The organism is Enterococcus sp. AMC1252 (genome assembly GCF_058216515.1).
This window is the reverse complement of the sequence record NZ_CM177097.1, coordinates 1,509,493-1,522,049: the sequence shown is the minus strand read 5'-3', so window position 1 is coordinate 1,522,049 and position 12,557 is coordinate 1,509,493. Positions and strand designations below refer to the sequence as shown.

The 12,557-nt window shown below is 38.0% G+C and carries 9 protein-coding genes; all 9 read right to left on the bottom strand.

The genetic code is table 11. The features are described 5' to 3' along the window. Positions 1-14 precede the first annotated feature (14 nt). The 9 genes from AC4BB5_RS07230 to AC4BB5_RS07190 are packed head-to-tail and all read right to left on the bottom strand — an operon-like array spanning position 15 to position 12,471. Entirely contained in the window at positions 15-1,829 is a 1,815-nt protein-coding gene (locus tag AC4BB5_RS07230; protein ID WP_490458680.1) for an XkdV family phage structural protein, read from the bottom strand. Next, positions 1,822-2,298: a hypothetical protein gene (locus AC4BB5_RS07225; RefSeq protein WP_490458679.1), complete on the bottom strand. Its 477-nt coding sequence runs from the start codon at positions 2,296-2,298 to the stop codon at positions 1,822-1,824. Before AC4BB5_RS07225 ends, AC4BB5_RS07230 begins: the two co-directional genes overlap by 8 nt. After that, positions 2,288-2,479, bottom strand: a complete 192-nt coding sequence (locus AC4BB5_RS07220; protein ID WP_490458678.1) for a hypothetical protein — start codon at positions 2,477-2,479, stop codon at positions 2,288-2,290. Before AC4BB5_RS07220 ends, AC4BB5_RS07225 begins: the two co-directional genes overlap by 11 nt. A gap of 4 nt (positions 2,480-2,483) precedes the next feature. Then, positions 2,484-3,146: a hypothetical protein gene (locus AC4BB5_RS07215; protein WP_490458677.1), complete on the bottom strand. Its 663-nt coding sequence runs from the start codon at positions 3,144-3,146 to the stop codon at positions 2,484-2,486. After that, positions 3,143-5,707: a phage tail tip lysozyme gene (locus tag AC4BB5_RS07210; protein ID WP_490458676.1), complete on the bottom strand. Its 2,565-nt coding sequence runs from the start codon at positions 5,705-5,707 to the stop codon at positions 3,143-3,145. Before AC4BB5_RS07210 ends, AC4BB5_RS07215 begins: the two co-directional genes overlap by 4 nt. Positions 5,708-5,729: 22 nt before the next feature. Continuing rightward, positions 5,730-6,515: a hypothetical protein gene (locus AC4BB5_RS07205; RefSeq protein ID WP_490458675.1), complete on the bottom strand. Its 786-nt coding sequence runs from the start codon at positions 6,513-6,515 to the stop codon at positions 5,730-5,732. Between the two features lie 15 nt (positions 6,516-6,530). After that, complete coding sequence (locus AC4BB5_RS07200) at positions 6,531-7,634, bottom strand: hypothetical protein (RefSeq protein WP_490458674.1); 1,104 nt, start codon at positions 7,632-7,634, stop codon at positions 6,531-6,533. 1 nt (position 7,635) lies between these two features. Next, a complete protein-coding gene (locus AC4BB5_RS07195) occupies positions 7,636-12,249 on the bottom strand; it encodes a tape measure protein (RefSeq protein ID WP_490458673.1) in 4,614 nt (1,537 codons plus the stop codon). Continuing rightward, positions 12,250-12,471 (bottom strand): hypothetical protein, encoded by a 222-nt coding sequence (locus AC4BB5_RS07190; RefSeq protein ID WP_490458672.1) that lies wholly within the window; start codon positions 12,469-12,471, stop codon positions 12,250-12,252. Positions 12,472-12,557: the final 86 nt, after the last annotated feature.

The window sequence follows — 12,557 nt, the reverse complement described above, 5'->3', positions numbered from 1 at the left end:
TTCACCTACTTTCTCTATAAAAATACTGTTTTTTGTCTTATTTGAAACTCATACTCGTTTTCATTGCCCACATATTGTGGAGAGAATACATTGTTAGGATCTTCTAATATCTTACTATCATCGTATGGAATTTGGTGTGACCAACTAAACAGACCAGTAAGTGCTAGTGTAAAGTCGTAGCTACCATCTTCTGGCTTTTTAATCATTTGATAGTAACCTGTAAGGGTATAGGGCTTATACTCACCAGGCATTGCCGGGTTAGCCTTAACAGCTACATCAAAAGCAAAATCCTCATTTCGTATTTCTCTTGTAATCTGAGGTTTATTTTTATAGTTTTGGGTTTTAAGGATAGCTCCCTCTTTAGGTTGAATGAAAAAACCAGATTCTATCCTTAATTTTATAGTAAAAAAGTTTAGACTCTGAATAAGGAAGTAGGAAAAATCAGATGATAATGTGCCCAGATTTAAACTATTAGTATTTAAGGCCAATACTTTATCATTATTTGTCATAATGGTTAGCCCACCATATACCGAAAATTTTCTATTTTTCAACATCATAGTGTTGTAATCATTTTCTAGATTATATTCAAAATCTACTAGCAGATCCTCTTTGCTTCTATAAACAATCAAGTTGGAGTTTGAAGTTTCCGGGTTGTCTTTTAAGCTAAAATCAATGTACCAGTAAGTAGTATCTTCTAACTTTAAATAGATACTTTCTGAATAAAATTTACCTGCTAGGTATACCGTACTGCCTCGCTTATCTCCTTTGGCTCCAACAGATATTTGGTCATAGGTAGGATTAAAATATGCCCAATATTGCGTATCATTATCTGGAGAACCGTTGATTATTTTTTGCCAATCACCTTTCCACTTACTATCGGAAATTGCGCGAGCATAGAAATTGCCTAGATCGTCCATACCTGTAACATTGCCCGATGTCGTTGACATGTTTGCTGTAAATCTAAAAACACTCTTGCTAGGTAAATCAGTTACGGCACCATAAGCGTGGTAGTTTCTAAAGCCTTCTCGTTCTGCTAAAACGGCCTCTAAAATCGTGCCACTAGATATCCCTTTATAGACTGATCCGTTGTCACTTGTAATTTTGCTCATTTGAGCCTGACGGGTTGATGCTAACTGTTGCCAATCTCCTGACCACCCTTTTGCTGTAATTGCTCTAGTCCAAGTTAAACCAGCTGTATTTGTCCCGATTACGTATCCTCCTGAACTTGTCACCATGTTAGCAACAAACATAATCATGTTGGTAGACGTTGGATTGTCCGATACTTTTGCCGATGCTACCCCAGATCTAACCCCAGCACCAGCTGACACAATCGCAGAGATTATTGTCTCATTGTCAGCCACTTGTAAAAATGCCGAACCATCGTCAGCTGTAATCTTAGCAAGTTGACCTGTTCCAGATATTTCATTTTCAGCGATTTTGATTCCTATACCAGCGGTTAATTTGTCTTGTTTATCAGATAGATTTTTTTCAATCTCTGGAGTAATTACATGTTCTTTAAGATTTTCTAGGTTTAAATCAACTGAGACGTCATAGGTTCCACTCCCGTCAACAGAAAGGAATCCGTCAGTATTCTCAACTTGCGTTGGTTGGCCTTCCCCAGATCCTCCTCCGAGATTTAGTCGAATAAAACTTTTACCGTCATGAGACAAAACCCATACCGAATCGTCTGGCAAAATGTACGCATGATCTCGGTCTGCCTTTTTTATTTCGGATAAACTGTTGACTGGTACTTCCCACAATCCATCATCACAAAATTCAGGAATGACAGGAGTTTTAGAGTCTGAATTACAAATCGTTGGTTTAACCATCCAAGTTGCCTCCTTTTAAAATATCTGCAAAACAGGCGGCACATTCAGTTACTTCAACGCCTAAAAATTGAGATACTGCCCTGATGAATAACTTATTTTTGTTTAGCGCTGACGCCAGTAATGCCTCATCATTATCGCTTGCTTGCCACGCTTCGAACGCCGTCATCATTGCAATTCCAAGATGTTTGACAGTACACCATTTTTCTTTGTCACCTTGCCCACCATATAGGTTAAACAAGTAAAGCATGTCAGATCGGCGTAACTCTGCGAGATCATTAATCTCAATTTTCAACTCGCTGATTTTGCTGAGTTGCTGTTCTATATCTGTCTCTAGATCAATAAAGCCGTTCTCAAGCTCAGAGACTCTTTTTTCTAGCAAAGTTTTGGCATGCATCTCGGCGCTCGCTACCTGAACAAAACTTCGAATGATGTCCTCTGCAATTCCGTCTGTACTGTGTTTATTTTCCATGATTGCCACTCTCCTTTTTATATTTAGAGATTTCTCTCATTTGTAGATTTTTCTTGCGTTCTAGTTCATGCGCAATCGCATCACTATCTGCTTGAAATAAACTGATCACGCTTTGATAGTCACCAGGATGATCAATCAAGTGGGATCGCATTCGAGCTGCCTTTTTTTCGTATTTATTCATTTCATCACCTATTCACGTGGGAGTATTTCAAGTAGTTGACCAGAGTTGCATTGAATGCTCCCTTTCCTTTCAACTCAATTTTCTTATAGCCGGGTTGTAGTATTACCCCTTTTTGCCAAGGAGCCATATAGCCGACAGCTGCAAGGATATCGTAGTTGGATAGATCAGATGAGGGAAAAATCCCCTCTCCGTCAATCCATTTCCCCGCAAACTGTGCTTTTAAAACGGGAGTGATATCAATCCCTTCAATCCATATTTCAAAATCGGATACGCTGCTAGTAAACAGTGACACACCAGCATCTAACGAATGGTTATGAGGTGCAGTTGTATGTTTGTGAGGATTTGGGGAGATCGATGAGCCATTCGTTGTTAATAGCGTATCATTTACCGAAACGCTTGCTAATCCGGTCGCCCCGTTACCTGCGATTGGCATCGCAAAAGGTTGGATAATGATTTTAAATTCAAATCGTTCATAGTAAACTATATCTGGACTAACGGAGATATAAAAGGTTGCAGGATGATTTGAATCACCTTGTCGGGTAAATTCCATCCCGTAGATGTCCACGACTTGATTTCTACGTTGAAGCTGATCCTGTTTCGCTTCTTGCTTCCGGTCATTTGACCTTTCTGCTAATCTTCGAATTATAGTCCCTTCCTGTGCTCTCATTGCTGATCACTCTCCCGATCGGTTTTAAGCATTTTTTCAAGCGTCACTGTGTTTGACTCGCCACCATTTTGGTCGAACTCATATCCAATCTCAGTAATATAAAACCAATCATCATAACTGAGGATTTTCTTCATATAGTTTGAGCATTCTCCGATTTTAGCCAACAGATTGTCATATGAAAATTTGACCCTGTCACCAACATTAATATCTGCAGGTAATTCTTCAATGCTTAATTCAATTTTGTAAGATCGACGTGATTGCTTTAGTTTTTTTACAGCTGCATCATATGCGGTTTTAGCTGCTTTTGCTCGATCCTCGTCAGATATTTCCTTCCCGTCAGTATTGAACGGGGCTAGGTCGTTAAAAGGGAATGACCCTTCTATAACTTTGCCAGATTCAAATGCAATACTTTCTGAATCGATCACCGCATATTCCAGATCATTATTCGGAGCAAGTTTTGTGAATTTGATGTAATCATAACCTCGCTCATTGTTGATTCCCTTTTTCAGAATCACTACAGGAAACTTAGGATTTTGAGCACCTTTCTCTTCATATATCTCACGCAGACTCATGCTGCTCATACCACTGTCTGATTTCTCTCCGTAAACTGTTGCAACGTTAATCACGTTTTCAAATTCTGGAGTAATTGTCGGCTCTTTAATGATTCGGATATTTTGCTTACTTGTCGGTTTGACGGAAAAGCGATAAGGCTTTTTATCTCCAAAAGTACCGATCTCAATTTTTCGCCCAAAGTTAAACCCTACACGCCAGAAAAGATCATCAGTCAATTCACAGGTCTTGGTTAACCCTTCGAGTTTATTTTGACGGCTGTAGACGTAGTCAATGAGCCGAGTAGCTGAGTCTTGCATATAGCCGACATTCCATCCAGGATAACGAAAGTCAAGAGTGCTGTAGATATCGTTTACTGTTCGATTCTTAGCTGCAAGATTCGTTGACACTTGACGGTATTCCCACTCACTTACAACATGAGTTATATCAAGGCTTATCATTTCATCTTCTTTGATTAACGGACAGCCTGTGATGATTCCGTGAAATACTTTATTGTTGATGTATAGTTTTATTTCTTCTCTGCCCTTGATAAATTCAAGATACTCGATTGGTAGATCAATCTGTGTGGTTGGTACCTCCATTAACGAATTCCCCCATGATAAAGTGTTCAGGATATGCTTACCACGTTTAACCACTTTTCCGTTATCTACAATCTCAAAGAAAAACTTTGTGTTACTCTTTGCATACTCGTCAATTTCTACATCAAAGGCTTGTTCAAAAATAACGATTTTATCAAATATCAATTCGTCTGTCTGTGTACCGTTTGTTCGAATCCCTTTAATATAAACAGCTGTTTCATTCGGTACAGTAAGACTGACGTCAAAGCCTGATTTCTCGACTCCAATAACTTTCGGATGCACTTCTTTTACATCTGGCCGGTTGATGATTGGTGCTTTGACTCTGCCTAATTCTTTATCATTCTCAGCGTTAACAAAGACAATGTATTCGACCGCTTTGTCAGAACTAAAATGCCAACCTCTGGCAAAAACCTTTCCGTTCTTGATGCCTAGTAAATCCAAGTGCCCAACATTAGTCATGGTTTCAAAAGTTTCTAATTCGCCTAAATCGGACGGAACGCTGTTTAAAAAGTTAAGCCAACGGTTAGCGGCATCAATACGTTTCTGTAGATTTTCAACCCCAGCCCTTTCAAAGTTTTTCAAAAATGCAGTGGTTCCTGTTGTAACATCACCGACATTCTTGAAACCTTCAACCGATTTAGGTTCTACAGCTCCGATCCACTGTCCGTTGAACATGCACCAATCGATCAATCTTGCTTGAGGTTCAGCTGTTGTGTAGTCACCACCGATGCCCGCATGACTCATCAATCGTTGTACATATTCTCGACCGTTAAGTGTAGCCGATCCGATTAAAGGATAAGCTGATCCGTCCCATTGAACCAAGCCATAAGCGGGTCCGCCAACTTGATCGGTATCTGGATTCATCGATGGTCCAACTTCAACCTCGATGTTTCCTAAAATACTTGCAATTGCTACCTTGTTATAGCCAGCTTTGTTTAGTACCTGAGCGATCGACCAAGCTCTTCGTTCTTCTTCTGTTGTAATATTTGGCGTATCTGCTTTACTAGGATTGCGGTAGATTGTTGCTGGTGGATTTCCTGCTCCACTGCGTACTCCATTATAGTCATTGACTGATATCCCGTTACTGGCATAATTGCAATGGATAATGTCAGTTGCATTGATAAAGATTCCCGTATGGCCTGCTGCACCCCCACTGGCACCTCTAGCTCCAAAAATGAACACATCTCCACGTTTTGGTGACGAGGTCTGTCTCCAGCCAGCACTTTCTAGGTGCCCGAAAAGAGTATCAGTGTTTCCCATGACATCTGTTCCTAAAAACTTACCAGCTTGTAACGCATAATAAACTGCGGAACTACAGTCATAGCTGGAAGGACCGTTCCTTGCAGCCATAGAATATGAAACTTGACCTATTCTTTCGTCCATCCAGTTAACTGCCGCTTGAATACTTGCCACGGAAAACACTTCCTTTCACTCTCTAGATTGCTGGTGGACAAAGTTTGATTGTTTTATAACCTTTAATTCCGATGAGATTTGCTGTAGTTGCTTGTGCCTTTCTGGTACCGTTAGATAACCAAACCGAGTATTTTATTAAGTTTGTATATATTGTGTCTTTTTCTAGTGCTTGCGCTCCGACAGTCAGTATATGAAAAGTAGGGTCATCCGCCAAATCAGAAGCTGTTTTTGTTTCACTAGTTTCAATAAACCACCCACTATCTTTAGGGTTTGGAAATGACTGTACTCGTCTGACCTCAGATACCATATAATCCGGACCAGCGTCAGGTTTTTGGTAGTTCCATTCCAGTGCCACAAAATCGTATCTACTAATATCAAGGCCGCTAAAAGTATGTTGTGAACCGCTAGAAAATTCAACAGAGCCTCTCCAAAGCTGAGTTTCCGTCTGAATAGTCGACTCACAGCCCCCAAAGCCATTAATCCAATCAATGATTTTATGGATATAGTCCCATTGACCGCACTCATTACAAATAATCGCTTTTTCTAATAGCTCCAGATTTGTCATTAGATCGTCAATATAATCTTTCCAGTTACAGTCATCTGCCGCATCTAATTTGTCATGCAAACTTCCAATGAGGCATTCTAGTAAATCATTTAAGTCTTCGCAGTTATCGTGTAAAACTTTTAAATCTGGATTAAGACCCGTATCTTTTCTTAAACTCTTACACTCTTTAGCTGTTATCCCGTTCGTAACAAAATTCGGCGCATACTCCTTCAATGCTTCACAAGCTGAACAATTTTTTGACATTTCTTCACTCCCTTTTTAAATAGTTATGTTATCGACTTTGACATACACACAAGTCATGTCACAGCAATTATTCGTTTCGACAATAACGCTGTTTTGTCCTTGGTAGACAATGAAACCGAAGGTATTTCCTTCAGGTATTTTCAGTTGATTGATATCAATAATTATTTCATCGCAGCACTCATCTGCTAAATAGTAGATGTCTCCACTGGCGGTGATAGTGAGCTTACCCGAATACTCTCCCATGATCTGCATGGAATTTCCGTTAATCGTGATAATCGGATTTTTTACAGTACCGATCAAGGTAACTGTCACATTTTCACTGTCTAGCACAGTCTCACTATAAAATTGACCTGCGATGATGTTTTTGCATATATCTTTTTTACAAATTTTATTACCTAAGATATGTTCCTCTCCCCAGATATGTTTTCCAGCTTCACAGTTGTAAATGATTCGATAACTGTCTCCACATTGCTTGTAAAAATCAGAGGCCACCTCGCGCTTCAGTCCACAAAGAGAATTTTCTGCATTTAGAAATTCACAATCACAGCTACATTTTGGACAAATTTCAACAGTAGAAGAATTACATCCGATACAGCAATCAATACACTCATCAATCTCTCTAAAGTCTAAACAGTCCATGAAATTGCAAGATGAGTATGGCTGAAGAAAAGTCTTCCGGACGTCTGCTTTGTGCCAAACCCCTTCGTACAAAGTAAACTCAAGATCAATGCTAACGGTGTACTTTTCAAGTGAATAAGGTTCGCTAAAGTCTGTGACAAAAGCATTTGTCCAAAGTACCTGGTTACCTTCTATCGCCCACAGTTTACCCGCTCTAGCAATATTCATGCGAACCCAATCCTTGTAAAACTGACGTTGCTCTCGTCTTAACTTACGATAGTCAAGTTTTAGTGTCATGCTCAAAGATTGCTCTCTGGAGTGCTGCTGTCGTGATTTAAACGGAGCATAACTTCCGTGACCAAAGCTATAGGGCTGAGTCTCGGATTTAAAACCTCCGCTCAAATCGGCATCTTGCAGCATATCGAAATTATCAATGACTAAATCATTAAACTGGATGTATTTTCTGACAGGAATAAAGGGATCACATTTTTTTAATAGCATTCTAAATCCTCCTTAATTCTCTGCGCATCCGACCGAGACTGTTGTAATTTTGACTATCGGAATGGATATTTTGAACAACCTTAGCGTTATTGGTTCGGCTGTTATTGATGTTGTTGACAACACTTGACACCGACTGACGAGAAACTGCTCTGTTGTTAAATCGCCCGGTCAATGCTTGAAATGCACCTTGGACGTCTAAGTTATTTACCCTGTTCATGAAATCTAGTCCAAATGTATTGACTGCTGCTCTCCGCTGGACAAATTCTCCTGGAGTAAGCATCGCAGGAACTGTGTCAGTCCCTTTACGTTTGAATACACCAGTCAAGCCTCCTACGGAATGGTATTCAGGTACTGAACCACCTTTTGATAAAGTCGTAGTACGTCCATTAGTCCGTACCTTAGCGTCTAAGTCTGGAGCTTTCAGGTTGTTTAAACTTAATTGAATTGCTTTAACTTGATTACCAATAGACTCAGATAAGGACACTACAGATTTATTGAATCCATTAATTAGAGATTGTCCATAATTTGTACCAATCATAGAAAAAGATGTGCTCTGAGAATTAAGGCTGTTAATTTGGCCTGTTACTGCATTAACAAGTCCACTAATTGCAGAAGTAAATGCATTCTTGAGACTATCTCCCCAACCTTTTCCAATTGCAGTAAAAGATGAATTTTTGTTTTTTAAATCTTTAATAAGCTTATCAATTGAACTGATGATTGTACTAGGAACATTTGCATTCTTGAATCCTTTAATAACTGCTTCTCCAAAGGTTTTACCAGTTACGTTAAACTCAGGCTCAAGTGCTTTAATTTTGGAAATCAGTGTACTGAAACTCTCAATCATTCCGTTAAAATTAGTATCTCCGATGTTATTCTTAACAGAAAAATTATTTAAAGCCTCAATAACATCACCTACTGCTCCAATTGTAATTAGTACGTTCCCTTTGTTAAACTTTAATATTTCAATATCTTTAATAGCTGTATTTAGATCAGAGATACTCTTCAAAGTACTCTTTGATTTCTCTAAGCTATCATTATCAAAAAAATTCTTAACAAACCGACCAACAGACGATAGCAAACCACCATCTAACATTGTTTCATTGAGCACATCCTTTATGCCCCCAATGGTTATGAGTACAGCATCCTTGGTAAATTTCATCACTTCTAATTCTTTTATTGAATCATTCAATGATGCTAAATAGCCAATAGATTGTTTTGCTTTCTCAAGCGTTCCATTGTCCATTCCTTTTTGTATAAAGATATCTAGTGAACTAAATAAACTGTCACCTACTATAGTCTCATTTATTACTTCTTTGATTGCTCCAATTGTAATAAGCACATTCCCTTTGTTAAATTTCATCACCTCTATATTTTTCATTGAATCGTTCAGAGTTGATAGAGAATTTAGTGTTATTATTGATTTTTCTATGGTCCCGTTGTCTACTCCTTTTTGAATAAACAACCCCAATGAGTGAAATAAACCTTCGCCTATAGACATTGCATCTATTACTTCTTTGATTGCACCAACAGTGATAAGTACAGCATCCTTATTGAATTTCATCACCTCTATATTTTTAAGAGCTATATTCAAATCAGAGATATTCTGCAAAGATTCTTTTGATTTCTCTAAAATACTGCTATCAATAGACACCTTTGCTAGTCTGGTTAAAGAAGTAAATAACCCACCATCTAATAGCATTTCATTCACTATATCTTTTACGCCGCCAATAGTTAACAATACAGCTTCTTTGTTGAATTTCATTATTTCGATGTTTTTTAGAGCATCATTCAATTTTGTTATATTTGCTAAGGATTTTTTTGATTTTTCTAATGTCCCTTGATCTAAATCAGCTTGGACAAGTTTTTCAAGCGAAGAAAATAATCCTCCTCCCAGATTCATCTCGTTTACCACATCGGTAATTGCATTGATAGTTATAAGTACAGCTTCTTTGTTGAATTTAAGTTTTTCAACTGCTTTAAGCCCCTCATCCAATTTGGCTAAATCGTCTGTAATCGATACTGCCTTACTCAACAACAATTTAATATTATCGAACACAGCTGTATCTATTTTTCCTTTAAACCACTTGCCTATGGAAGATAAAAAGCTTCCATTGTTACTTAAAACTTTGATAATATCTTTCAAATTTTCAATGATTTTAATAGTCTTGTTTTTATTAATTTTCTTACTCGAAGAATTTAACTTCTCTAATTTATTAGAAACTATAATCAAATTATCGATTACCTTAATAAAAGAGATAGTCGTAAAACCTGCTATAATTGAATCAAATAATGTTCCGAATTTAGTAAGATTTGATTCAACAATACTGTCTAAAACAGAAGTGATTGTTTTTAGTTTTGTTTTCAAACTATCGAAATCAGTTGGTACTTTATCATCCAGTTGTTTGATTGCTTCACTGACAAGTATTAATTCTCCTGCCAATAGTGCGACACTTGCAAGACCCGCTAAAGCCACTGGCCATCCAACTAGAGACAATCCTCCAATAACCCCTACAAGCAATGCCATTCCGCCTATTGCTATACCTACATTAACCATTTTCTTAGCAACGTTTTTAATGCTAGACGGTACTTTTTCATTCAACTGTTTCAGTGCTTCGGCAGCAAGCATAATTTCCAATGATACCGCCGCCACAGCAACTAAACCAACCGTCATTTCTTTCAATGGAAGTTTCCCTGCAATAAAGGCTAACACACCAATTGAACTAATTGCTAAAGCCATCCCACCAACTTTTTCTGCAACGTTTTTGAGATCGCTTGGTACTTTTTCATTTAAATGCTTCATTGCTTCAGCAGCGGCTTCAATTACTTTAATTGCTCCAAAAATTAGAACTAGATTACTAGAATTTTTCGCAAAACTTGTCAGACTATCAAACATATTCCCTTTAAATGCACCAAATGTAGTGGCAAGGCCTTCCTTCCCTTTACCAAAGGAAGGTAACTTGATATTTAACTTTGAAAGAAGCTTAAGAGATTTACCTAAAACTTTACTTGCTATTGCTGCTTTTAAAAACAGGGCTGGTAATTTACCAAGACCTTTCTCGAAACTGCCATCACCCAACTTAGTAATAAGATTTTTGGCAACATTGATCAGAGGAGACATGGTATTAATAAAACTTTTCCCTGCTTCAGCAGTAGATGTGAAACTTTCCTTAAGTCCTTCAAAAAACTTAACCTTATCAAAACTTCCAAGACTAGCAAATTGATTTTTGACGGTGCTCACAAATGAAATAATCTTATCTTGGTTTTTTTCGAGTAAATCAGAAACTTTAGTGAGATTCTTTTCGAAAGTCTCACCAATACTAGCAAATACCCCAGCAAAACCTTTGAAACCAGCTTTTTGTAAGATATTATCTGTAGTCTTGATAATACTTGCAGACCCACGAACTACGGCTGTTTTCATGTTTGCTATACCAGTTTTAATCCCTGATGTTGCATCTTTAACGATGGTTTGCAGGGACTTCATTCCGGCGCCGCCATTTTTATCTAAGTCAATCAGTGCATCTTGAAATTGTTCTACCGATATAGTGCCATCAGACAGCGACTCTTTCATCTGACCTGTTGTCATATTCATTTTTTTAGCCATAGCATTTAATGATGGACCTAACCCGCTATTTATCATTGAGTTCCACGTTTGTGCATCAATTTTTCCATTCGAGAACGATTGGGAAAGCTGGACAACAGCATTGTCTACCATCTGCACATCTCCACCAAAGCCGAGAATACCATCATTCATCGCTTGGAATACTTTGACTGATTTACCCATGTCATTAGTTGATGCTGTCAGCAATTGAACGTTAGAGATCGCACCATCAATTGGTGTTGGCAACCCTTGAATAGAGCCCTTAAGGTTTTCAATCTCATCTTTAACAACTCCGGCCTCAATCCCCATATTTTCAAAAGATCGAGTTGAATTATTTAAAGTGTCAAAGCGATTTATAGCACCATCTACAGATCCAGACACCATATTGATTGCTCCATCGACACCTCGCATAATTGCCCCAAAACCGATCATCTGATTGATCTTAGATGTAAATGGATTAAGTACACCTAGCATTTTATTTCCAACGCCATCCAACTGAGACCCAAGTTTATCTAAATTAGCTGAGATATCTATTTTCGTTTTAGTCGTTCCAATTTGCATAAGCTTAGATTTTAGACTAGATAGTTTTGATTCGGTTTCAGATATATTTTGACTGTCAACCTGTAAGTAAGCTTTTTTATTGTTGAGTTGCTGCATCTCCCTGTCTAACTTTTTAAGATCCTGATCTGCTCCTTTAAGCTTTTCAGTAGTTACCTGAAGGACTGCTTTCCTTGCTCTGAGCTTATCCATTTGAGCCGTAATATCAGCCATTTTCTTCTTAGCGTCTTCTATGTTACTTGCATCAGCCTTGATAAGAGCTTTCTTAGCCGATAGTTCTTTCAGTTGGACATTCACACTGTTGATTTCTTTTTTTGCATTTCCTAGTTTTTCTGCATTGATCTGAATTGTCGGTTTAGACGATTTGAGATCCTTAATCCTAGAATCAATATCTTTCAGCTGTTTTTCTATATCCTTAGCGTTACTTTTAATATCTACGCCTATTTTTTCAATTGCCATTTATTCACCTTCTTCCGGCTCATCATCTTGCAGATCATCCAACGTATAAAAAAGGACGGCATATTCATTTGGTTTCTTAACTTTGCGCTTCGTTTCATTGTCCAAATTCTTCCACTCAAGAAAATTACTGTAGCTTTCCTCATTTGCATACTGCCCATAAGCCACCAATAATTCAGAAACGCCCCAATGATCAAGAATCTCATTAGGACGTTTCTTCAACACCTTAGCCACATAATGGGCCATATAGGTGTAAATATTTAAGTTAGCAAAATAGTATTCAGATTCCTTTTCGATAGAGGTTTCATTCT

Coding starts and splice junctions, on each gene's coding strand:
- AC4BB5_RS07225 (WP_490458679.1), bottom strand. CDS start 2,298: ATGGAAAATAAACACAGTACAGACGGAATTGCAGAGGACATCATTCGA.
- AC4BB5_RS07230 (WP_490458680.1), bottom strand. CDS start 1,829: ATGGTTAAACCAACGATTTGTAATTCAGACTCTAAAACTCCTGTCATT.
- AC4BB5_RS07195 (WP_490458673.1), bottom strand. CDS start 12,249: ATGGCAATTGAAAAAATAGGCGTAGATATTAAAAGTAACGCTAAGGAT.
- AC4BB5_RS07205 (WP_490458675.1), bottom strand. CDS start 6,515: ATGTCAAAAAATTGTTCAGCTTGTGAAGCATTGAAGGAGTATGCGCCG.
- AC4BB5_RS07215 (WP_490458677.1), bottom strand. CDS start 3,146: ATGAGAGCACAGGAAGGGACTATAATTCGAAGATTAGCAGAAAGGTCA.
- AC4BB5_RS07200 (WP_490458674.1), bottom strand. CDS start 7,634: ATGCTATTAAAAAAATGTGATCCCTTTATTCCTGTCAGAAAATACATC.
- AC4BB5_RS07220 (WP_490458678.1), bottom strand. CDS start 2,479: ATGAATAAATACGAAAAAAAGGCAGCTCGAATGCGATCCCACTTGATT.